The following is a 21,034-nucleotide window of genomic DNA, read 5'->3' as shown; positions in this document are numbered from 1 at the left end:
TGGCCAGCCCCGGTTTTTGAATTACGAGAGAACGAGCTGTCAGCTGAACGGCTCAAGCCTTGTTCTTATTGTAAACGTCAAAGACCACTGCAGCCAGAAGCACCAGCCCCTTGATCACCTGTTGCCAATCAATATTAACGCCCATAATCGACATGCCATTATTCATGACGCCCATGATGAAGGCGCCAATAACTGCGCCCATCACCTGACCGACGCCCCCCATTGCCGATGCGCCGCCAATAAACACAGCCGCAATGACGTCGAGCTCAAAGCCAAGACCGGCTTTCGGCGTTGCCGTGTTCAATCGCGCAGCGAAAATCAATCCAGCAAGCGCGGCCAATACACCCATGTTGACGAAGGTGAAGAAGGTTAGCCGCTCGGTCTTTATGCCAGAGAGCTTTGCCGCTTTTTCATTACCGCCCATGGCGTAAATACGTCGGCCAATTGTCATGCGCTTGGTCACGAAGACGAAAAGCGCAATCAGCAGTGACATGACGACGAGAACGTTCGGCAGCCCCTTATAAGAAGACAGCAGGTAAACAAGGAATAGAATAATACCGCCGATGATAAGGTTCTTGGCTACAAAGAGCGCAAAGGGCTCCCCGTGATAGCCATGCTTCTCGCGCTTTGCCCGGCCGCGGACACTTGAATAGATCATCAAGGCAACCAGAACGATACCGATCAGCATGGAAGTTACGTTGAAGCCGCCGACGCCAAAGAAGTCAGGAATGAAACCAGAGCTCAAAAGCTGGAACTGAGGCGGGAACGGGCCAACCGATTGTCCACCGAGCAACCAAAGGGCCAGCCCTTTGAAAACCAGCATGCCAGCCAGCGTGACAATAAAGGATGGTATTTTGTGGTAGGCGACCCAATAGCCCTGTGCCGCGCCGATTACACCACCCATTATGAGGCAGAGTATCGTTGCCGGCACATAGTGAATTTGCCATTTCACCATCATGACAGCAGCCAATCCGCCCACAAAGCCCGACACGGAACCGACAGACAGATCGATATGCCCGGCAACAATGACCAGAAGCATGCCGAGAGCCATGATAATAATGTAACTGTTCTGCAAAACGAGATTGGTGAGGTTCACCGGGCGGAACAGCGTGCCATTGGTGGTGAACTGAAAGAACAGCATGATCAGGATCAGCGCCGCAACCAGCCCGTATTCACGCAAATTGCCTTTTGTCGCCGAACCGTCGGTCTGAATTTTTGCCGGTGCAGTTTCAATACTCATGATTATTTCCCTTCAGCGCGGATAATGGCGCGCATGATCTTTTCTTGGCTGGCTTCGCTGGCAGCCATTTCGCCAACGAGCTTGCCCTGATTCATAACGTAAATCCGGTCGCATATGCCGAGAAGTTCCGGCATTTCCGACGAGATCACCAAAACGCTTTTACCCATCGCCACAAGCTGATTGATGATCGAATAGATTTCATATTTGGCACCGACATCAATGCCACGCGTTGGCTCATCCAGAATCAATAAGTCCGGATTGGCAAAAAGCCACTTCGACAGAACGACCTTCTGCTGATTGCCGCCGGAAAGGTTTCCGGTTTTCTGATAGATGCTGGATGAACGGATATTGGTTTTGGTGCGATATTCATTCGCAACCTTCAATTCGGTCATATCATCTAGAACGCCATTACTGGAAACACCTTCCAGATTAACGATCGTGGTATTGTGCTTGATGTGATCAATCAGATTGAGGCCATAGGTCTTGCGGTCCTCCGTGACATAGGCAATGCCATTATCGATGGCCCGTCCAATGGTTGAAACATCGGCCTTCTTGCCCTTGATGAAAACTTCGCCGCTAATCTTGCTGCCATAGGCCTTGCCAAAGACACTCATGGCGAATTCAGTTCGTCCGGCCCCCATCAGCCCTGCGATGCCAACGACTTCGCCCTTGCGGACATTCATGCCGATCCCGTTGACCACGGTGCGGTCGCTATGGAGATGATGGTGGACCACCCAGTCCTTCACCTCGAAGACAACTTCGCCAATATTTGGCACACGCTGCGGATAGCGGTCTGCCAATTGGCGGCCGACCATCAAAGTTACGATCTTGTCTTCGGAAATATCCTGCTTATCCAGCGTCTCGATGGTTGCACCATCGCGCAAGACTGTAATGCGATCCGCGACTTTACCGACTTCATTGAGCTTGTGGGAGATTAGGATCGACGAGATACCCTGCGCCTTGAATTCCAGCAGCAATTCAAGCAAGGCATCGCTATCCTTTTCATTAAGACTGGCTGTGGGCTCGTCAAGAATGAGAAGTTCAACTTCCTTGGATAAGGCTTTGGCAATTTCCACCAATTGCTGCTTGCCCACACCCAGATTGGTCACGAGCGTCAGCGGGTCTTCTTTCAAGCCAACCTTGGCAAGCAATTCGCGCGTGCGGGTTTCCGCTATGTGCCAATCAATAATGCCAAACTTTGCAGGTTCATTACCAAGAAAGATGTTTTCAGCAATTGACAGCAGCGGCACCAAAGCCAGCTCCTGATGTATAATAATAATGCCTTTTTTCTCACTGTCGCTAATATCGCGGAAGCGTTGCTCCTCGCCCTTGTAGAAAATTTCTCCCTCATAACTGCCATGCGGATAAACTCCGCTTAGCACCTTCATCAGGGTTGACTTTCCGGCTCCGTTCTCGCCCACCAGAGCGTGAATTTCACCTTTGCGAACATTAAGATTGACATTATTCAGCGCTTTGACACCAGGAAAGGTCTTGGTGATATTGCGCATTTCGAGGATTGTATCCATCGAGATCCTCATCGACGTCACTGCAATAGGAAAAGAACCCTGCATCGCAAGATGCAGGGTTCTTGCGATCTGTCAGCTTATTTCAGCTGATCTTCGGTGTAGTAGCCACCACCAATCAGAATCTCTTTCCAGTTGGTCTTGTCGACTTCAACAGGCTTGAGAAGATAGGCTGGAACAACTTTCACACCATTATTATAGGTCTTTGTGTCGTTGATTTCCGGCTCTTCGCCTTTCAGCACCTTGTCGATAAGGTTGGCCGTAACCTTGGCTAGTTCGCGTGTATCCTTGTAGACCGTTGAATACTGCTCGCCTGCGATAATGGATTTGACGGAAGGCACTTCAGCATCCTGTCCGGAAACGAACGGGAATGGCTGATCTTTCGTGCCATAGCCTACGCCACGTAGCGACGAGAGGATGCCAATGGACAGACCATCATATGGCGACAGAACTGCGTCCACCTTCTTGTCTGTGTAGTAGGCTGAAAGGAGATTATCCATGCGGGCTTGAGCAACAGCTCCGTCCCAGCGCAGTGTTCCGACCTTATCCATGCCTGTCTGGCCGGACTGGACAACAAGTTTGCCGCTATCGATCAAAGGCTGAAGCACCGACATTGCGCCATCATAGAAGAAAAAGGCGTTATTGTCGTCTGGTGAGCCGCCGAATAGCTCGATGTTGAACGGGCCCTTCGCATCAGGAAGTCCAAGCGCCTTGACCAGTGAACTCGCCTGTAGAACGCCAACCTGGAAGTTGTCGAATGTTGTATAATAGTCAACATTACCGGAATCACGGATGAGGCGATCATAGGCGATAACCTTGATACCGGCATCATGTGCCTGCTGCAACACATTGGAAAGCGTGGTGCCGTCGATGGCACCAATCACAAGAACCTTGACGCCCTTGGTGACCATGTTCTCGATCTGGGCCAGCTGGTTGGGAATGTCATCTTCCGCATATTGCAGATCGGTACCATAGCCACGTTCTTTCAACGCCTTGACCATGTTATCGCCGTCAGCAATCCAGCGGGCGGAGGCTTTGGTAGGCATGGAAATGCCAACGGTGCCTTTGTCTTGTGCAAAAGTTTGCGTGCTCATCGCGCCCAGCGCGATCAGTCCCGCAGCAACCAAATTAAGTATTTTCACGTCTATCCTCCCAATTTCCAATCAAATTACGCGCTTTTGTTGACCGCAGCCAGCTTTGCCAAGATTGAACCAGTCCTCCCAAGGCAGGGCCCGTCTGCACATTTATCTGAAAAGTATGACTTTTGGAATAGGCCTTCTTTCACGATTGTGAAATTCCGCTGCACAAACATTTTCAGTTGCGCATCAGGCTACCCAACGCTGGCTTAATGCCATATAATCCTATTATAATATTTTTTGGAAGACATATCCGTCGATCCCCTTATATAAATATTTGCAAATGAACACCGGGAGGAAATTGTGAATCTGGTTCAACTACTCAATACCAAGGGCAAGCGTCAGGTTGCTGCACGTATCGGCGAAGAGTTTCGTCTGGTAAAACGGACCCGTTCTGTATTGGAACTGGCCCATGCGGCAATCGAAGCTGGGACTGGTATTGCTGCAATTATTGAAATTCGCGGACTTGGAAAGACCGTCGATATCGCTGCTGCCTATAGTGAAGGCAGACTGCTGCCGCCCATCGATACCCATGATCCAGCTCATATCCATCTGACAGGAACCGGGCTGACACATCTTGGATCTGCTGCAACTCGCGATGCCATGCACCGCAAGATTGGCGATGCCAAAGAAGAAACACTCACCGATTCTATGAAAATGTTCCGTATGGGTCTTGAAGACGGCAAACCCAAAAAGGGAAAGACCGGAGTTCAACCGGAATGGTTCTACAAAGGCAACGGATCAATGCTGACTGGCCCAGGCCAAGCCCTGCTTTCTCCAGCTTTTGCCGATGATGCAGGGGAAGAACCGGAAATCGCTGGCATTTACGTGATAGGCCCGGATGGATCACCTTTCCGGCTGGGCTTCGCGCTGGCCAACGAATTCTCCGATCATGTCATGGAGCGCGTAAACTATCTTTATCTTGCTCATTCCAAGCTCCGCCCCTGCTCGGTCGGCCCAGAATTGATCCTTGGCGATTTGCCAGCAGATATTCGCGGCACATCCCGCATTACGCGAAAAAACAAGACTATATGGGAAAAGCCATTTCTTTCCGGCGAAGATAACATGTCCCATACGATTGAAAATCTGGAATATCATCACTTCAAATATTCGGTTTTCCGTCAACCAGGTGACATTCATATTCACATGTTCGGAACAGCAACATTGTCATTTGCCGACGGTATAAAGCCCGAGAATGGCGACGTATTCGAAATCGAGGCACCAGCTTTCGGCCTTCCCTTGCGCAATCCGCTCAAGGTGGAAAAGCCTTCCAAAGTGAAGATCACAGCACTTTAAGTATCTTCTATATGATCGAAGCGTGTTCTTCCGTTATCGGTATTGACGGAAGAACAGCCTCGACATGTGATAATACCGGCTGGTTGCGAGTTCTATGACGCTGCGCGCCCTGCAACCAGGACGCGCTCGGCGCCTTCGGCAATGACAACGCGCATCGCAGCCTTAGCGGCCTCCACATCTCCGTCACGAATTGCCGCAGCAATTGCTGCATGGCGGGCTACTGAACGGATATGACTTTCTGAATTAGGAATCGGCGAGCTGATGGTAAATGTCGTCACCAGAGCTACCTCTATCAGTGCACTGATAGAGCGCATGAAGGGATTCCCGGAAGCCTCTGCAACGGCAATATGGAACTGCAAATCGCTGTAGACAAAGTCCGTTGCAGACTCTTTTGCCTCTCCCATCCGCTCGACCCAGCGAAACAATGTTTCCAATTGTTTGTCCGTACGTCGCAATGCTGCAAGACCCGCCGCCTCAGGCTCCAATGCCAGACGCATCTCGACAATACTCGCCAGAAAATCGGCTGTTGCGCCGGCTTCGAAATGCCAAACCAATATATCAGGATCGAACAGGTTCCAATGCGATCGTTCCAAGACCCTTGTGCCGATCTTGGCTTTCGGTTGGATCAGACCTTTCGCCGCCAGCGTTTTCAGCGCTTCGCGCAAAACGGTTCGCGATACTCCAAAACGTTGCAGAAGTTCGGTATCTCCTGGAAGTATGCTTTTTTCAGGATAGGCGCCGCTGATGATCTTCAGACCAAGATCACGCATAACATGACCATGATGCGTTCGCGACTGGCCCGTCGTGCGAAAGTCGTAATCGGTGAGTTCCCTGCCTGCCAAGTGCTTGCCTGTAAATTCATGGGGTGACTTTACACAGGAGATTGCAAAACATGCCACGCAACGGTTTCTGAACCGTGCAGCCTCTGCCTCCCTCTCTCCCTGATATCTATTTATAATATTATAATATCATTCACAATCGGCAATATTGCTATTCCGCAGGTCCCCTCCTCCTATGGAGCGCGAACAGCGCGAATAGAGCACATTCGCGCTGTTCGCCGGTCAATTAATGCGGAAAAAATGCAAACCGGATCACGAATAAAGCCGCTACAAGCAATGTTGCCAAATGAATATCTCTGAATTTTCCGGTTACCGCCTTCAAAATTACATAGCTGATGAACCCGAAGGCAAGACCGTTTGCAATTGAATAAGTGAACGGCATTACCAATGCAGTCAATGCAGCTGGCGTGGCCTCCGTAATGTCATCCCATTCGATTTCCACCAGTTCATGCATCATCAGACCCGCGACATAAAGCAATGCAGGCGCGGTCGCATAGCTGGGAACCGACGCAGCCAATGGCGCTATGAACAAAGCTGCAAGAAACAACAGCGCAACAACCAGAGCCGTCAAACCAGTGCGTCCGCCTGCCTGCACTCCCGATGCACTTTCAACATAGGCCGTGGTGCTGCTGGTTCCTAGAACCGACCCGGCTACAATGGCGGTGCTGTCGGCAAAAAGCGCACGGCCCAAGCGATTGGGCTTACCTTCCTCGATAAGGCCCGCACGTTTGCTGACACCGATGAGGGTGCCGGTGGCATCAAATACCTCAACCAGTACAAACACCAAAATGACTTGCAGAAAACCGGTATGCAACGCTCCCGCTATATCGAGCTGAAAGAATGTTGGGGCCAAGCTTGGAGGCATTGAAAAGACGCCTTTGAACTCGCTGACACCAAGAACCATCGACAGCACAGTCACAACAAGTATTCCAATGAGAATCGCGCCGCGAATCTTGAGTGCATCGAGAGCTGCAATGACAAAGAAACCCAATATAGCAAGCAGAACGCCGGTGTCGCCAAGATTTCCAAGCCCAACCAGCGTCGCGGGATTGTCCACGACAATGCCCGACGTCTTCAATGCGATCAGCGCAAGGAAGAGACCAATACCGGCGGCGATAGCGCTGCGAATGGATTTTGGGATGCCTGAAACAAGCCAGCTTCGGATGCCCGTCACTGTTAGCAGTAGAAAAATACAGCCTGAAATGAAGACTGCGCCGAGCGCTTGCTGCCAGGTAAAACCAAGTGCCGCAACCACTGTAAAGGCGAAGAATGCATTCAGACCCATGCCGGGCGCCATGCCGATTGGCCAATTGGCGACAAGGGCCATGATGGCCGAACCCAGCGCCGCTGCGAGACAAGTCGCAACAAAGACAGCGTTGCGGTCCATACCAGTCGAAGACAAGATGTCTGGATTGACAAATATAATGTACGACATGGTCAGGAATGTTGTCAGGCCCGCCAAAACCTCCGTCCTTACGGATGTCTGGTGGTCGCTAAGCTTGAAAAGCTTTTCGAACATGATGGTCCCCCTAAGCTAAGACGAATATTCAGATTGTTGCTATGATGAACAGACGCGGAAATGGCAAGAGCACAATGCCATTGTCCATTGGCTTATATGATTGAGCGAGTAATTCCTGATATTTTTCAATAAATTGCGGCTTCTGTTCTTCGCTCAACGCAGCAAGATACGGCCTTAACGCGGAGCCCAGAAACCACTGAACAATACCCTCGAGCCCTTTTAGCGGATGATGGTAGATGGTGCGCCAGATATCCACACGCCGAGCGTGAGGTTTAAGTAAATCATAGTAAAATGAAGCATCGCCTAAGCTGCTTCTGGCTGCATTGGCTCCGGAAAGCTTTTCGGCCCAACGTTTGTCGGCCGCAACCTCCCGCATGGCAATATGGGTCGGCTGCTCCAGATTGTCCGGCATCTGCACTGCCAAGGAACCATTAATATTGAGAAACTGCGTGAGTTGCGGAAACAGTGTGTCGTGCCCAGACAGCCATTGCATTGAAGCATTGGCGTAAAGGAGGTCAGCTTTCTTTTCCGGACGCCAAGTATCGAGATTCCCCTGTTCAAACCTGCAATTCGGCACTCTTTCACGAGCCTGCGCAATCATCTCTGCAGATGAGTCTATTCCCAGAATCTCTGCTGAGATATAGCGTTTGAGCAAGAGTTCTGTAGAATTTCCCGGGCCGCAGCCGAGATCTACTGCAAATTCTACTTCCGCCGTCGGCACCGCCGATAAAAGATCGTTGGCTGGGCGCGTGCGCTCGTCCTCGAACTTCAGATATTGTTCCGGTGACCAACCTGTTTTTCGCACGATGATACCTTTCAGATACGAATCGCAATAAATTTTTGACCCGTTGTCGGCATAAGTCATACTGGTTCGTCATCCTATGAAGAAGAGGAAATAAAATGCTCTACGCCATTCTTTGCTACAATTCCGAAGACATCGTTGGCGCCTGGTCCAAAGACGAGGACGATGCTGTCATGGCGCGGCTCGCAATTGTTCAGGAACGACTGACCAAGGAAGGAAAGCTCGGTCCGGTAGCACGGCTGCTGCCGACGACAGCTGCAACAACCTTACGCAAGAGCGGCAATGATCCCGTCATTATTGATGGTCCCTTTGCCGAAACCAAGGAACAGTTCCTCGGCTTCTATGTCGTCGATTGCGCCTCTTTGGACGAAGCACTTGATATTGCCAAGGAACTTTCGATCGCTAATCCCGGAACGGGATCCTACGAAATTCGGCCTATTTCAATATTCAGACCCGGACAAACCAAACCATGACAGATGCACGTTGGATCGATGCGGCACTTATAGCGGCCCGCCCGCAGGCTGTAGGCGCGCTGCTGCGTTACTTTCGCAATCTTGATGTAGCGGAAGAAGCGTTTCAGGAGGCCTGCGTCAAAGCGCTGAAAAACTGGACCAAGAACGGTCCGCCACGCGATCCAACGGCCTGGCTGATTTTCGTCGGGCGCAACAGCGCAATTGACGTGGTCCGCCGTCAGGCAAAGCAGCAGCCATTGCCGCCTGAAGAAGTGCTGTCTGATCTGGAGGATAATGAAACGACGATTGCAGAGAACATCGACGGAGCGGATTATCGTGATGATATCCTTCGTCTTTTGTTCATCTGCTGCCATCCTGACCTTCCGGCAACGCAACAAATTCCATTGGCGTTGAGAATCGTTTCGGGCCTTTCGGTAAAACAAATTGCCAAAGCCTTTCTGGTCGGCGAAAGCGCCATGGAACAGCGCATAACACGTGCAAAAAGCCGAATTGGCGCAGGCGAAATCCCGTTTGAAACGCCCGATCCAATTGAACGTGCTGAGCGGCTAGCGGCTGTCGCGGCAATGATCTATCTGATTTTCAACGAAGGATATTCCGCTGCCGCCAGCGAACAAAAAGCCCGCATTCCGCTGTGCGACGAAGCAATCCGTCTGGTCAGGCTTTTATTGCGCATGTATCCGACCGAACCCGAAATAATGGGCCTGGCGGCATTATTGTTACTACAGAATGCGCGATCGGCTGCACGTTTCGATGCAAATGGCGAAGTCATTCTTTTGGAGGAACAGGACCGCAAACTCTGGAACCGTGAAATGATCAATGAGGGCCTGGCCCTGATCGATAAAGCGATGCGGCACAGGCAGCCTGGTCCCTACCAAATTCAGTCGGCAATAGCAGCGCTGCATGCCCGCGCGCCCACCGCAGAAGAGACTGATTGGAACGAAATTGACGTGCTTTATGGCGCACTGGAGCGCATGATGCCCTCACCCGTGATCACGCTTAACCGCGCAGTTGCCGTCGCCAAAGTGCGCGGGCCCGCAGCAGCACTGACGCTCATCGAACCATTGGAAGAGCGGCTCTCAGGTTATTTTCACTATTTCGGGGTCAAGGGCGGATTGCTGATGAAAATCGGCCGGAATGGAGAAGCGCGCGAAGCATTCAACCGCGCAATCGCTCTTGCCAATACTGCCGCTGAAGCAGCCCATATCCGCACCCACCTTGATAGTCTCTCAAAAAAATAAACGTCAATTTTTTTTCGCGGTAAATGTCGGATTTCACGCGTGCCGTTCGTCCTTAGTTCAGACCATCGAAACAAGGAGAACTGCAATGGATACAATGGCAAATACAGATCGTGATCTGGTTCTGACACGCCTCATCAACGCCCCCAGGGAAAAGGTTTTTAAAGCCTGGACCAATGCGGAATTATTGAAACAATGGTTCGCGCCCCTGCCCTATACAACACCGCATGCGGAACTGGATGTGCGCGTTGGCGGATCCAACTTCATCACCATGCGTGGACCGGACGGGAATGAATTCCCCAATCGAGGTGTGTATCTTGAAGTCATGGAGAATGAACGGATTGTGGTCACCGATGCTTTCACCAGTGCTTGGGTTCCATCAGAAAAACCTTTCATGACACTGATTCTTACTTTCGAGGAGCAGGAAGGCAAAACGAAATACACGGCGCTTGTCCGTCACTGGTCCGTGGCTGATCGCGAAGCACATGAGAAGATGGGATTTCATGAAGGTTGGGGTCAATGCACCGATCAACTTGAGGCACTCGTCGCAAAACTTTGAAGCTCGCTTCACATTCCGCAATTAACACTGGAAGGGAAGTAAAAGTGACAAGTATTAATCAAAATACCGCCATTGAGGACACCCTCAAAAACTGGTCGGATGCAATTTCCAGCAAGAATGCGCAGAGCACGCTTTCTTATCTGACGGAAGACATTGTCGAGTTCAGTCTTGCCCCACCATTACAGTATCGTGGCAAGGATGCCGAAGGCATTCAAAGCTGGTTCGATAGCTGGACCGGGCCTATCGGAAATGAGTCGCGGGAGTTGGATATTACGGCAAGCGACGACGTTGCTTTTGCGCGCTGTCTGGTCAGAATGACCGGCACGAAAACCACGGGTGATAAGGCCGACTTGTGGTTTCGGCAGACGCTGGGTCTAATCAAACAGGGCGGCATCTGGAAAATCGCTCATGTGCATGCTTCCGTTCCATTTTATATGGATGGAAGCTTTCGAGCAGCAATAGACTTAAAGCCTTGATAATCAAGACATATCTATGGGCATTTTATGAGCGGCAATATCGTGAGGCAGCGTCGTCTGCCGCTCGATCATGCGGTGGACACGCGGCTCAGTATCGCCCTTGTGAAGGGCTCTGATCCGCGTTCCGACAATGGCATCGGCCTTTGTGCGGCGTTGATTATGGCGCACATATTCCACCCAGGTCGGCGTATGGTAGCTTTCCGTCCAAATCTCCGGGTTCTCCAGATCGCGCATCAGGGCCCAATGGCCTGCACCATCGCGAATTCGGATGCGCCGCCGCGCCGCCATTACCTGAAGAAATTCGTTCACGTCCTCTTCCTTGATGACATAATCAATCATGATAACAATGGGCCCGCTGCGCGGTTTAAGATCAAGCGCCAGCAATGGTTCACTGAAATGATTGAGCGGATCCAGATTGAGTGTTTTGAATTCCGGCAAAGCATAACGAAGACCAATCGCGCCGCCTATAAGCATTACCACGCTCGATGCAAGCAACGCCATTTCCGCACCATGTTCTGCAGCGGCCTGACCCCATATCCAGCTTCCTCCGGCTATGCCACCAAAAGTTGTCGTTTGGTAGAGCGACAGCGCCCTGCCCACAACCCAGCGTGGTGTCGATAGCTGTACGGTGACGTTGAACAGCGACAGTGCCAGAACCCAACACGCGCCGGATACAAGAAGCGCAGCACTGGTCAGCCAGGTATTGGTGCTGACAGCAGTTACGACAGCACTAAGCGCGAACCCGATAAACGCTGATTTTACAATGGCTTCACTTGACATGAACTCCCGCAGGCGGGCACTTAAAAGCGCTCCGCCAATGGCCCCTATGCCAAAGGCGCCAAGCAGGATGCCGTAAACCAGCGGGCCACCTTTCACCAGATCGCGTGCAACCAATGGCAGCAAAGCGAGAACAGCACTGGCAGAAAGCCCAAAAACAAAACTGCGGAATATGACTTTTGCAATGTTCGGAGACATCGCAACATAACGCAAACCTGCAGAAATGGCTCTCCCGAGAGTTTCTCTCGGCAAAGGATTAGCATCATATTTTGGTTGCCAGCGAAACAAGGCAAGTATCAAGGGCAAGTAACTGAGAGTATTGACTGCAAATGCAGCTGCGGCTCCCGCGAAAGCAACAATAGCGCCACCAATAGCGGGGCCGACACTGCGCGTTATATTAAAGCCCATACTGTTGAGCGCCACAGCGCCCGGAAGATCATCGCGCGGAACCATGTCGCCCACAGAGGCTTGCCATGACGGGTTGTTCAATGCCGTCCCGCATCCCAGCAGGAAGGTAAAGGCGAGAAGCAACCAAGGCGTAATGAGCCCGAAATAGGCAAATGCCGACAAAGAAACGGACACAGCCAACATAAAACTTTGCGCCACAAGCATCACCCGGCGGCGATTGAAATTATCCGCGAGCGCACCAGACACCAATGAAAACAACATGATAGGCAATGCGGTCGAGGCCTGAACCAAGGCCACCATGCCCACAGAACTGGAAATGGTCGTCATCATCCAGGCTGCACCAACGGACTGGATCAAAGATCCAAAATTCGAGGATAGACTTGCAATCCAGATGTTACGGAACGTGTCGTTTTTGAACGGCGCCAAGGGCGATTTTCGGTCTGTCACCGCATCAACTTTCTTGTTCGGGCAAGGTTGTTTCGGGCTCACATCTTACAGGCAATAATTCCGGCAATGCCAGTCGCGGACGGCATTTATCGCAACGAAACATGCGCTTCGCACAACTTTAGACAACTGAAATGCACTTAAAAGTTGGATTTTTTCGGGAAAATTGGCGATTCTTCGGGAAGTTTTCCGCAAATGTGTAGCGAGGTTGTGCGATTTTCGGCGCAGCGTGTTTATAAAGCCTGTTTTTAGCCTCCAAATATTGCCGATTTCTGGAAATCCGGTCGAAATTAATTGAACGATCGTTTCTTTAATTTCGACCCGGGAATTTTGTGTTCTGTCGCGCAGCTAATTTCAATCTCGGCTGGTGGAATGACAGGTCTTCAATCTTGCCTTTCAGACATCATATTTTACATAGGCATAACGCGGGTCATCCTGCGGCGTTCCCTCTAGCGGGCCCTCTTCTTTGCCGGGCTGCCACTGCACAACCTTCTCGATCATTGCAGCGAGCGCGAAATCCTTATCGCTGATGCCCGGGAACCAATAGTGCGTGGTTCGACAAGCTCACCATGAGTAATGTGGATTGATTGCAGTTCATCGCAGTATTGCAGGAAGGTTTCCGCAAACAACAACCTCTCTCATGGTGAGCTCCTGAGCGTGTCAAAGGACGAACCACGCCCCAAAAACCGCACGGCCAGACAAACCTAGTGAAAAGCGCCCCAGCCTCCGGTTTCACCGCGGCGGCGCTCAATCTCAACTCCGACGCCGCCCGGCCCCAATTCCAGCTTCTCGGCCCTGACCACAACTTTCAGCACACGCGGATTTTCCAGAATGAAAGCCGCAATCTGCTCGGCCAATGTTTCAGACAGCTCGACATGGCCCCGGGCGATAATGGCTCTTATGCCGTCCATGATGAGATCATAGGAAACAACATGACGCAATTGTTCTGCATTGCGGGCAACGCGAACAACTTCGGCAGTAACATCGAAGCGCATCTTCTGGGTCTTGCCATGCTCGAAACTATAGGCACCGATCTCGACCGGCAAAACAAAATCGCGCACGAAAATCTTGTCCGTACCCAACCCAGGTTCGCTGCCGTCCGCCAATGGTGCAACGGTCCGCACTGCGCCTTTCGGAATCAGCCCTCTTATCTTTGCTGCCGCAGGACCATCCATTGGCGCCGCCCAATAAAGGTCAGTGCGCAATGCGGCGCAAAAACCAAGCATATCCGGCCTGTAGGAAAGCAGTCGTGGAATATCGGGCGCTTCGAGCGAACCGGCGGCACCCGCCAGCAAGCCTTTCGACTGAACGAGCTTGAAGAACTGACCGATCTGGTCAGGCGACAAATGGTTGAGCAAGCGTTCGCCAAGGGTGTTTTCCGTGTCAATCATGGCGGCGTGAAAACCGGCCGCAACCAGGTCATCTAAAAATGATTTGGGATATCGGCTCTGTTCTTCAGCAAACATGACGGCGACAAGCTTCACTTTGGAGGTGAACGGCTTGATCGCCTCGATCACTGCCAGCAGGTTCTCGCCCGGACGCAAGCCCACCCGTATATATTCCACACCCGCAGCGACAAACTCTCCAACCTTGCGGCGCATCACATCCGCCTGCATCGGCAAATGGCTGGCATCGGCACAAACGGGCCTGCGGCCAGCCACGAAATTGATGATTTCCGGCAAAGGCCCGGATTCGACCGAGCCTGACATGGCTATGGCCGGACCGCCGACATCAATAATGTCCGCACCATTTTCGAAGACGATTTCCGCCTCAGGCAGATTCTGTACGCTGGCAAGCAGTTTTGTCATTCCTGAGCGAACCCATGTTGGATGAAGCGGCAAATAAAGATGATATAGCTCGTAACGATCGCCCGCCCAACATGTTGGCACAGTTATTCCGATATTTCTGCTCAACCCACGACACGTTCGGGCACATATTGCTCAAACCTCGCCGGCAAAAACTTAACAGCGATGTAGGATTTGGATTTCCTCAAACGTTCCTTTGGGAGTGAACCATGAGAGGAAATCAAAATGACCTATGTTGATGGCTTTATACTTGCAGTTCCGAAGGACAAGATCGACGCTTATAGGGCGCTTGCCCAACTGGGAGGCGAGGTTTGGATGGAGCATGGCGCGCTAAGCTATGTTGAATGCACGGGCGATGATGTGCCCTTTGGCGAACTGACGTCGTTTCCCCGCTCCGTACAGGCAAAGGACGACGAGATCGTAATTTTTTCGTGGATCACCTACGAATCCCGTGAGCAACGCGACAAGATAAACAAGCTGGTCATGGACGATCCGCGACTATCAAAGCAGATGGACCAAATGCCATTTGACGGAAAGCGCATGATCTATGGCGGGTTCAACGTCCTGCTGCAAATGTAGAGCCCTCGCCCATAGGCAGCAGAATCAACGGGACACTGTTTCCGGTTTTTCTGTGCGAAACCGGACATTCAGATTGCACGGGAAATAATATTCACCCATATGGTTGACTAATATGCGCAGATGCGATATTCAACCATATGGATGAATGAAATGGACGACGATGCCCTGTCACGAATTCTGAAGGCCGCTGGCGATACGACACGGCGACAGATTTTGACGCTCCTTGTTCAGGAGGGTGCGTTGAGGGTGACCTCGCTTGCTGCCCATTTCGACATGTCCCTGAATTCCGTTTCCAAACACATCAAGGTGCTGGAGGAAGCAGGACTTGTCACCCGGCAGACTTCGGGCCGCGAGCACTTTATCGCTGCCGAGCTTGCCCCGCTCAGACTTACCGAAGATTGGTTCGGTCAGTTGAAGTCGATTTGGGAATTGCGCCTGACAGCGCTTGAGAACATGCTTTTGGAGGATGACGAAAATGAGTGAGCTAGAACTGACGATCAACCGCACAATCGCCGCACCACGCGAGAAGGTTTTCAATGCCTGGATCAGCCCTAACGCCATGGCAAAATTTATGCGCCCGCCAGGTTGCATCGCGGACTCCAAGGTGAAGAATGACCCGACCAAAGGCGGCCGCTTCGAGATCATCATGGTGACGAGCGAACGGGAAATCCCGCATTATGGGACTTATCTTGAAATCGATCCGCATTCGCGGCTCTCTTTCACATGGGGTTCTCCGCACTCACTCGATGACAGCGTGGTCACGATTGATTTTGTGGAAGCGGGTCAGGGCAAGACGGATGTTACCCTGCGGCATGTGAAATTCCGCAATGAAGAATCGCGCGATGGCCATAACAAAGGCTGGACAGCAATCCTTGATTCCATGGATGAGGCTCTCGCCTGAAGGGCGTGGCAACAGCGTTATGCAGGGTTCGACGAGGCTCACCATGAGGAAGGTTAAAGTGCTGCAATGACAGTTGCCAGCGTTGCAAATCCTGACTCCCTGCAACCGCCAGCTTTCCTCACGGTGAGCCTCGTCGAACCACGCAAGATATTGGTGCGGCAAACTGAAACTCGAGCAGAATTCGCGCCGACAATGACAGTCCAACAGAGTTATTGATTGCAGTTTCGCATTTGCGCGGCGTAATCCTCGGCCATCTTGGTGGTGGCGCGGGCGACCTGCTGCATGCTGGCATTGCTTTTCCACTCACCGCGTGAAAAAGCGCCGTGACCGAAATAATAAGCCAGATAGAGATGATAGGCATCATTCAACTCGATGCCGTTCGTCTTGTTGCTCTTGGAGTGATACCAGCCAACGAAATGGACCGCATCGGCAAACTTGCTGCGGCTTGCGCCATAGCGCCCGGTTTCGCGCTGATATTGTTTCCACGTTCCATCCAGCGCTTGCGAAAAGCCATAGGCGGAGGATGGCCGCTTCCATGGAATGAAGCCAAGCAGCTTTGTACGCGGCGGCTTTACACGGGGACTGAACCCGGATTCCTTGCGGATGGTCGCCATGAGAATTGGTACTGGTACGCCATATTCGCGTTCGGTCTGTTTGGCAGCAACATACCAATTATCAAACCAACCATCGCGTTGCTCAAAAACAGCGCAGACATTATTAATCCGGCTGGGCGCAGATGCGCACCCGCCCAGAGCCAGAATGACGGCGATTACTGCCATTTTCAGAGACAATTTTCGTAACATTGTTCCTGATATAGACAGGAAAAGTTAATAGTTTTTTGCCATGCGATTCGCCGGTTTTCAATAATTGTTGCGGCGAGTCATCCTCCGCAGCCGCTTCCCTGCGGAGATGCGGCCCCGGTACTCGGCCAGAGGATTGGACTGAACAGGGCGTTTACATCAGCAATTGCTATCGAGCCGAGTTGCCGGCGGGCACATCGGCAACGCCCTTGTTCATTTCGTCGAGAATATTAGGATTTCCGTAATACCTCTGCCAACCGGCTACCCGTGTCGCCACGTCTGCCACAGTTTTCTTGTGCACTTTTATAGGCCTCGAATGAACGCGTGAAACCTTTGCCCTGCAGGGTGAATTGTTGCTTCGCAGGCGTCAGCAAGAATAACTGCCTAATATTTATCCATCATCAGATATAAGCTTACGCATTGTGCATATTATTTAATATATGTCGGCATAATAACGGAATATGGCGCTGCTTGGCACTTTTTGTCCCAATCTGCGCCAAGGGAAGCCATCGTGAAAAAAAGCGGCACGATCGTAAATGAATGCTTTTCTCTAATACTTTATGCTTATATACCGATGGCTTCTGATTGATTGTCTTGTTAATTGCTTTGATGTGCGGCGCACCATTAAGCGCTGGTAAGTTTTCTCGTAAACTGGCGGTGGGCACCGTTACGGAGACTTCGATGGTACCGAATTATCTGCAACATATGATTGATAACGAAGCGGCACGGGATGACGTGTCGAAGCCATTTGGTGGCCGCAAGCCCGCCAATATTCCGGCACCGAACATCACACATTTTGAACTTGCGCGCACGCTGGAGCGGGTGAACAGACGATTTGCAGCCTTTATGCAATCGGAAATGACCCGTCGCGGCGTTGAAGAAATCGGCCACGCCCATCTGATGCTGCTTCTGGCAATTGGCGATGATGAAATTTCTGTCACGCAGTTGATGGAACGCGGTCCCTATGCGGGCACCAACCTTTCCTACTACCTCAAGCAGCTGGGTGAGTCCGGTTATATTGAGCGTAACGCCCTGCAGCGTGATCGCCGCGCAGCGCGAATCAAGCTTTCGGAAAAGGGCAAGGAGCTTTGCGCCGACATGACGGCCATCGCCGCCAACTGCCATAAAATCGTTGCCGACAGCCCCGACAATATTCGTAACCTCGAAATCACTTTCAAAACGCTTGATCGTATTGAGCAGACTTGGGCAAGCGCAGCCATTTTCGGCCCCCGCGGCGAATAATAACCAACAAAAAAGGCCGGATTTCTCCGGCCCTTTCGTCAACTCTTCAGGCGTTGCTATTCGCGCTCGCCTGTAAAGTTCAGCAGAAGCTGAAAAATATTGATGAAGTTGAGATAGAGCGAGAACGCACCGAATACGGCCATTTTCTGCTGTGTCTCTGAATCAATATTCTCGCCATACTGTTCCTTGATCGTCTGTGTGTCCCAGGCGGTCAAACCGACGAAGATGAGAATGCCGGCAACTGACACCACAAACTGGATCATTGTCGAACCAAGGAAGATGTTTACCACGCTGGCAACGACAACACCGATCAGACCCATGATCAGGAACGAGCCGAACTGCGAAAGGTCACGCTTGGTGGTGTAACCGTAAAGACTGGTTGCACCGAACATTGTTGCGGCAATGAAGAATGTGCGCGCAATGCTGTTGCCGGTAAAGACCAGGAAGATGGAAGCCATGGACAGGCCCATGACGGCGCAGAACGCCCAGAACAGCATTTGGGCGGAAGCTGCCGACATTGTCTGCATCTTGAACGAGAAGAACATCACGAAAGCCAGCGGCGCCAGCATCACCACCCATTTAAGCGGTGTCGAGAAGATTGGTACATAAAGTGCTGGCGTTGAAGCGACGACGAAAGCGACAACACCGGTGAGAACAAGGCCAAGGCCCATATAGTTGTAGATGCGCAGCATATGCTGGCGCAGGCCCTCGTCGAACGCAGCGGCTGACTGGCCGCCTGCCCGGTCGATGCCATAACGAAGTGGTGTATTCATCAGAACGTTCCTTCTGTTGTTGATCAGTAAAGTGTGTTGGCAAGTTGTGTAGCGGCTTTGCCCAGCTCATCGGAACCACCATCGGCAACGAGCGCATAGGCGACGTCGCCGATCTGGAAATAGGCTGCTTTCATGTCTTCAATCTCGACAATGCGTGGTTTAACGACATCAAATGACCCAGGGCGAACCGCAAAAAGGGACAAGGCACCCGTGACAGACGATCCGATCTCAAGTTCAATGCTTGGTCCGAATGTGGACGGGAACAATTGCACGTCCTTCACTTTCCATTCGGTTGGAAGCTTGGGCAGAATGATTGCCGTGGCGGCACGTATTTCAGCCGGGTCATAATTTCGGGTGCCGGGCTGCGATGTCATTGCAGCGCGGACCAGCGACGTGCGATGCGCCATCACCGCATCCTGGACATAGGCAGGAGCCGGCTGTGAAGCGACAACCTCCGAGACAATCAACGGACCAAAACCGGCATGGGCCATCCAACCGAGGCCAACAAGCAATGCCACCGCCGCAACGCGTTGCAGCCGATTGAAAATCTGCCTGCGTCCAAGGCTGCGCTGAAGCCGCTCGGCAGCCTGTGCAGAAGCAAGGCCGGAAACCGAAGCGGGCGCTGAGAGCGCGAGACGCAATTCATCACGGCCACGCAGATCTGCCATGACGCGGGCAGCATCTTCGGGATGCTCGGAAAGATATCCAGCCACCTCGATACGGCGTGCACCATCCAGCTGATCGTCCACATAGGCATCAAAATCGGCCTGCACGATAGGGTCTCTTGTCTTAATCATCACGACCTCCGACAATTCGCAGTTGGGCGGCGCGGGAAGAGGGCTCCTCGCCTTCGCTGGCGCGCATGAAAGCCCGTGCCCGGCTGACCCTCGACATCAATGTGCCGATAGGTATGTCCAGAATTCCGGCAGCTTCCTCATAGGAAAGCCCCTCAATAGCCACCAGATGCAGGGCGCTTCGCTGCTCTTCGGGCAAGGTTTCAAACATCTGGCGTATCTGTTCCAGCCGCACCGCATGTTCCTGCGATGGCTGCTGGACGGTTTCCGCCGTCTCTGCCGTCTGGGCTATTCTGCGCGCATCAGCCTGGCGCGAGCGGAAGCCATCAATGAACGTGTTGTGCAACACAGAAAACAGCCATGTCCGCAAATTGCCGTTCGGACGAAAACTCGCCTGCTTTTCATAGGCCCGCACCAGCGCATCATGCACGAGATCCTCGGCATCCTGCTCATTACGAGCCAGCGAGCGCGCATAACGGCGCAGCGATCCAAGCTGGCCAATCACGTCGAAGCGGGTTTTCTCATTGCTCATGACCGATATACGTAGCCTATCGCGGGTTTATTCCCATGCAGTACGGTTTTTTTGTCAGCAGTAAAACAAGAATGATCATTCTCATATTGACGATATTGTGCAGCTGATATAAATGAGAGAGAACGTTCTCTCTTTTTTATTGGTGACTGATGACCGATCAAGCAATGCCAAGGCAGACACCCGCCGCATCAAGTGATGATACGGAAGGATCATGCTGTTTTGTCACCAAGCTGTTCGGCAAGCGGGCGCGCAATCGCGAGGCGCAGGAAGAGCGCATCCTTGCCGCTGCAACCACCTGTTTCATCCGCTCCGGCTTTCGCGGAGCCTCCATGAATGACATTTGTTCCGAGGCTGGCATGAGCCCCGGCGCGCTTTATCGTTATTTCTCCTCAAAAGAGGCGATCATTGAACATATTTGTGCGCAACATCGTCGTGAAAGCGCAGAGATCCTTGATCGCATGTCCAGTAGCAATGACATTATTGAGGCCGTTGTCAAAGTGGGCATAGAGCATGTGCGCCACATGTCGATGGATATGAGCAATAATGGCCCAGCCGATGCCAGTGCCCGCCTTTTCATTGAAGTACGCGCCGAGGCAACACGCAATGATGCGGTTGCTGCCATTTGCGAACTGCATGAAGGCATGATGCGTGAAAGGCTGATTGCTGCATTTACCGCAGCAAAAGAGGCCGGCCTTATCGACCCGGTGGTCGAACTGGAGCTTGCCGTCGCCACGCTCGCAGCCATGGGCGAAGGCATTATCCTTCGCAATTTTCCCGCACAAGGCGTGCCGCTGGAAGCATTGGAACCCGTGTTCCGTGCGCTGGCAACCGCCGTTTTGCGACCAACGAACAAGCAACTATAGCTCTCACCCTCAGGCTCC

At 52.0% G+C, this 21,034-nt stretch carries 23 protein-coding genes; 10 read left to right on the top strand and 13 right to left on the bottom strand.

The genetic code is table 11. The features are described from left to right. Positions 1-52: 52 nt before the first annotated feature. The 3 genes from mmsB to chvE form a co-directional block, all read right to left on the bottom strand. Positions 53-1,240 (bottom strand): multiple monosaccharide ABC transporter permease, encoded by a 1,188-nt coding sequence (gene mmsB / locus QFZ34_RS04730; RefSeq protein ID WP_307277596.1) that lies wholly within the window; start codon positions 1,238-1,240, stop codon positions 53-55. Between the two features lie 2 nt (positions 1,241-1,242). After that, positions 1,243-2,766 (bottom strand): multiple monosaccharide ABC transporter ATP-binding protein, encoded by a 1,524-nt coding sequence (gene mmsA, locus QFZ34_RS04725; RefSeq protein WP_307277594.1) that lies wholly within the window; start codon positions 2,764-2,766, stop codon positions 1,243-1,245. A gap of 77 nt (positions 2,767-2,843) precedes the next feature. Continuing rightward, the gene (gene chvE / locus QFZ34_RS04720) at positions 2,844-3,857 is read right to left on the bottom strand and encodes a multiple monosaccharide ABC transporter substrate-binding protein (RefSeq protein ID WP_115055132.1); all 1,014 of its coding nucleotides are present in this window, start codon (positions 3,855-3,857) and stop codon (positions 2,844-2,846) included. Between the two features lie 345 nt (positions 3,858-4,202). Here chvE and araD1 point away from each other — a divergent pair, with 345 nt between their 5' ends. Further along, entirely contained in the window at positions 4,203-5,195 is a 993-nt protein-coding gene (gene araD1 / locus QFZ34_RS04715) for an AraD1 family protein (protein ID WP_115055099.1), read from the top strand. Positions 5,196-5,287: 92 nt separating this feature from the next. Here araD1 and QFZ34_RS04710 read toward each other — a convergent pair whose 3' ends face one another. The 3 genes from QFZ34_RS04710 to tam form a co-directional block, all read right to left on the bottom strand. Then, positions 5,288-6,037 carry a FadR/GntR family transcriptional regulator gene (locus QFZ34_RS04710; protein ID WP_307277590.1) on the bottom strand — a complete coding sequence of 250 codons (750 nt, stop codon included), beginning with the start codon at positions 6,035-6,037 and terminating at the stop codon, positions 5,288-5,290. Positions 6,038-6,260: 223 nt separating this feature from the next. Further along, a complete protein-coding gene (locus QFZ34_RS04705; RefSeq protein ID WP_307277587.1) occupies positions 6,261-7,553 on the bottom strand; it encodes an NCS2 family permease in 1,293 nt (430 codons plus the stop codon). Positions 7,554-7,581: 28 nt separating this feature from the next. Further along, complete coding sequence (gene tam, locus QFZ34_RS04700; RefSeq protein WP_115055097.1) at positions 7,582-8,418, bottom strand: trans-aconitate 2-methyltransferase; 837 nt, start codon at positions 8,416-8,418, stop codon at positions 7,582-7,584. 35 nt (positions 8,419-8,453) lie between these two features. On the opposite strand from tam, the gene QFZ34_RS04695 reads away from it, so the two are divergent. The 4 genes from QFZ34_RS04695 (at position 8,454) to QFZ34_RS04680 (ending at position 11,098) form a co-directional block, all read left to right on the top strand. Then, positions 8,454-8,828 carry a YciI family protein gene (locus tag QFZ34_RS04695; protein WP_307277582.1) on the top strand — a complete coding sequence of 125 codons (375 nt, stop codon included), beginning with the start codon at positions 8,454-8,456 and terminating at the stop codon, positions 8,826-8,828. Then, the gene (locus QFZ34_RS04690) at positions 8,825-10,066 is read left to right on the top strand and encodes an RNA polymerase sigma factor (protein ID WP_307277579.1); all 1,242 of its coding nucleotides are present in this window, start codon (positions 8,825-8,827) and stop codon (positions 10,064-10,066) included. Before QFZ34_RS04695 ends, QFZ34_RS04690 begins: the two co-directional genes overlap by 4 nt. An 85-nt stretch (positions 10,067-10,151) precedes the next feature. Further along, positions 10,152-10,622, top strand: coding sequence for an SRPBCC family protein (locus QFZ34_RS04685; protein WP_307277577.1), 471 nt, complete (start codon positions 10,152-10,154; stop codon positions 10,620-10,622). A gap of 53 nt (positions 10,623-10,675) precedes the next feature. Next, a complete protein-coding gene (locus QFZ34_RS04680; protein WP_370878712.1) occupies positions 10,676-11,098 on the top strand; it encodes a nuclear transport factor 2 family protein in 423 nt (140 codons plus the stop codon). A gap of 3 nt (positions 11,099-11,101) precedes the next feature. Here QFZ34_RS04680 and QFZ34_RS04675 read toward each other — a convergent pair whose 3' ends face one another. After that, positions 11,102-12,730, bottom strand: coding sequence for an MFS transporter (locus tag QFZ34_RS04675; protein ID WP_115055130.1), 1,629 nt, complete (start codon positions 12,728-12,730; stop codon positions 11,102-11,104). A gap of 701 nt (positions 12,731-13,431) precedes the next feature. After that, positions 13,432-14,535, bottom strand: coding sequence for a (5-formylfuran-3-yl)methyl phosphate synthase (locus QFZ34_RS04665; protein WP_307277573.1), 1,104 nt, complete (start codon positions 14,533-14,535; stop codon positions 13,432-13,434). Between the two features lie 222 nt (positions 14,536-14,757). On the opposite strand from QFZ34_RS04665, the gene QFZ34_RS04660 reads away from it, so the two are divergent. The 3 genes from QFZ34_RS04660 to QFZ34_RS04650 all read left to right on the top strand — a co-directional run bounded on the left by QFZ34_RS04660 (position 14,758) and on the right by QFZ34_RS04650 (position 16,012). Next, positions 14,758-15,111, top strand: coding sequence for a DUF1428 family protein (locus tag QFZ34_RS04660; RefSeq protein ID WP_115055091.1), 354 nt, complete (start codon positions 14,758-14,760; stop codon positions 15,109-15,111). A 150-nt stretch (positions 15,112-15,261) separates the two neighbouring features. Further along, positions 15,262-15,594 (top strand): ArsR/SmtB family transcription factor, encoded by a 333-nt coding sequence (locus QFZ34_RS04655; RefSeq protein WP_115055129.1) that lies wholly within the window; start codon positions 15,262-15,264, stop codon positions 15,592-15,594. After that, positions 15,587-16,012 (top strand): SRPBCC family protein, encoded by a 426-nt coding sequence (locus QFZ34_RS04650; RefSeq protein ID WP_115055090.1) that lies wholly within the window; start codon positions 15,587-15,589, stop codon positions 16,010-16,012. Before QFZ34_RS04655 ends, QFZ34_RS04650 begins: the two co-directional genes overlap by 8 nt. Before the next feature lie 209 nt (positions 16,013-16,221). Here the strand turns inward: QFZ34_RS04650 and QFZ34_RS04645 are convergent, their stop codons facing one another. After that, complete coding sequence (locus tag QFZ34_RS04645; protein ID WP_440809795.1) at positions 16,222-16,815, bottom strand: transglycosylase SLT domain-containing protein; 594 nt, start codon at positions 16,813-16,815, stop codon at positions 16,222-16,224. Between the two features lie 166 nt (positions 16,816-16,981). Then, on the bottom strand, positions 16,982-17,113 hold the full coding sequence (locus tag QFZ34_RS04640) for a hypothetical protein (protein ID WP_307277563.1): 132 nt from the start codon (positions 17,111-17,113) through the stop codon (positions 16,982-16,984). A gap of 380 nt (positions 17,114-17,493) precedes the next feature. Between QFZ34_RS04640 and QFZ34_RS04635 the strand changes: the two genes are divergently transcribed. Further along, positions 17,494-18,054, top strand: a complete 561-nt coding sequence (locus tag QFZ34_RS04635) for a MarR family winged helix-turn-helix transcriptional regulator (protein WP_307277560.1) — start codon at positions 17,494-17,496, stop codon at positions 18,052-18,054. Positions 18,055-18,110: 56 nt separating this feature from the next. On the opposite strand, the gene QFZ34_RS04630 is transcribed toward QFZ34_RS04635, so the two are convergent. Genes QFZ34_RS04630 through QFZ34_RS04620 form a run of 3 tightly spaced genes read right to left on the bottom strand, consistent with a single transcriptional unit; the run spans position 18,111 to position 20,153 of the window. Next, positions 18,111-18,827, bottom strand: a complete 717-nt coding sequence (locus tag QFZ34_RS04630; protein WP_307277557.1) for a Bax inhibitor-1/YccA family protein — start codon at positions 18,825-18,827, stop codon at positions 18,111-18,113. 23 nt (positions 18,828-18,850) lie between these two features. After that, complete coding sequence (locus QFZ34_RS04625) at positions 18,851-19,624, bottom strand: anti-sigma factor family protein (RefSeq protein WP_307277554.1); 774 nt, start codon at positions 19,622-19,624, stop codon at positions 18,851-18,853. Next, the gene (locus QFZ34_RS04620; RefSeq protein WP_115055085.1) at positions 19,617-20,153 is read right to left on the bottom strand and encodes a sigma-70 family RNA polymerase sigma factor; all 537 of its coding nucleotides are present in this window, start codon (positions 20,151-20,153) and stop codon (positions 19,617-19,619) included. The genes QFZ34_RS04625 and QFZ34_RS04620 overlap by 8 nt, the downstream gene beginning before the upstream one ends. 149 nt (positions 20,154-20,302) lie before the next feature. Here QFZ34_RS04620 and QFZ34_RS04615 point away from each other — a divergent pair, with 149 nt between their 5' ends. Continuing rightward, positions 20,303-21,016 (top strand): TetR/AcrR family transcriptional regulator, encoded by a 714-nt coding sequence (locus QFZ34_RS04615; RefSeq protein WP_115055084.1) that lies wholly within the window; start codon positions 20,303-20,305, stop codon positions 21,014-21,016. The last annotated feature ends 18 nt before the right edge of the window (positions 21,017-21,034 follow it).

The sequence above is a fragment of the Phyllobacterium ifriqiyense genome (assembly GCF_030817885.1).
Lineage (GTDB): Bacteria > Pseudomonadota > Alphaproteobacteria > Rhizobiales > Rhizobiaceae > Phyllobacterium > Phyllobacterium ifriqiyense.
Note: the sequence above shows the minus strand (reverse complement) of the source record. Positions and strands in the feature narration are given on the sequence as shown.

What these genes read in the sequence shown, in the direction of transcription:
- mmsB (WP_307277596.1), bottom strand. Translation starts at nt 1,240, where the DNA reads ATGAGTATTGAAACTGCACCGGCAAAAATTCAGACCGACGGTTCGGCG.
- mmsA (WP_307277594.1), bottom strand. Translation starts at nt 2,766, where the DNA reads ATGGATACAATCCTCGAAATGCGCAATATCACCAAGACCTTTCCTGGT.
- chvE (WP_115055132.1), bottom strand. Translation starts at nt 3,857, where the DNA reads ATGAGCACGCAAACTTTTGCACAAGACAAAGGCACCGTTGGCATTTCC.
- QFZ34_RS04705 (WP_307277587.1), bottom strand. Translation starts at nt 7,553, where the DNA reads ATGTTCGAAAAGCTTTTCAAGCTTAGCGACCACCAGACATCCGTAAGG.
- tam (WP_115055097.1), bottom strand. Translation starts at nt 8,418, where the DNA reads ATGACTTATGCCGACAACGGGTCAAAAATTTATTGCGATTCGTATCTG.
- QFZ34_RS04695 (WP_307277582.1), top strand. Translation starts at nt 8,454, where the DNA reads ATGCTCTACGCCATTCTTTGCTACAATTCCGAAGACATCGTTGGCGCC.
- QFZ34_RS04690 (WP_307277579.1), top strand. Translation starts at nt 8,825, where the DNA reads ATGACAGATGCACGTTGGATCGATGCGGCACTTATAGCGGCCCGCCCG.
- QFZ34_RS04685 (WP_307277577.1), top strand. Translation starts at nt 10,152, where the DNA reads ATGGATACAATGGCAAATACAGATCGTGATCTGGTTCTGACACGCCTC.
- QFZ34_RS04665 (WP_307277573.1), bottom strand. Translation starts at nt 14,535, where the DNA reads ATGACAAAACTGCTTGCCAGCGTACAGAATCTGCCTGAGGCGGAAATC.
- QFZ34_RS04660 (WP_115055091.1), top strand. Translation starts at nt 14,758, where the DNA reads ATGACCTATGTTGATGGCTTTATACTTGCAGTTCCGAAGGACAAGATC.
- QFZ34_RS04655 (WP_115055129.1), top strand. Translation starts at nt 15,262, where the DNA reads ATGGACGACGATGCCCTGTCACGAATTCTGAAGGCCGCTGGCGATACG.
- QFZ34_RS04650 (WP_115055090.1), top strand. Translation starts at nt 15,587, where the DNA reads ATGAGTGAGCTAGAACTGACGATCAACCGCACAATCGCCGCACCACGC.
- QFZ34_RS04645 (WP_440809795.1), bottom strand. Translation starts at nt 16,815, where the DNA reads ATGTTACGAAAATTGTCTCTGAAAATGGCAGTAATCGCCGTCATTCTG.
- QFZ34_RS04635 (WP_307277560.1), top strand. Translation starts at nt 17,494, where the DNA reads ATGGTACCGAATTATCTGCAACATATGATTGATAACGAAGCGGCACGG.
- QFZ34_RS04630 (WP_307277557.1), bottom strand. Translation starts at nt 18,827, where the DNA reads ATGAATACACCACTTCGTTATGGCATCGACCGGGCAGGCGGCCAGTCA.
- QFZ34_RS04625 (WP_307277554.1), bottom strand. Translation starts at nt 19,624, where the DNA reads ATGATTAAGACAAGAGACCCTATCGTGCAGGCCGATTTTGATGCCTAT.
- QFZ34_RS04620 (WP_115055085.1), bottom strand. Translation starts at nt 20,153, where the DNA reads ATGAGCAATGAGAAAACCCGCTTCGACGTGATTGGCCAGCTTGGATCG.
- QFZ34_RS04615 (WP_115055084.1), top strand. Translation starts at nt 20,303, where the DNA reads ATGACCGATCAAGCAATGCCAAGGCAGACACCCGCCGCATCAAGTGAT.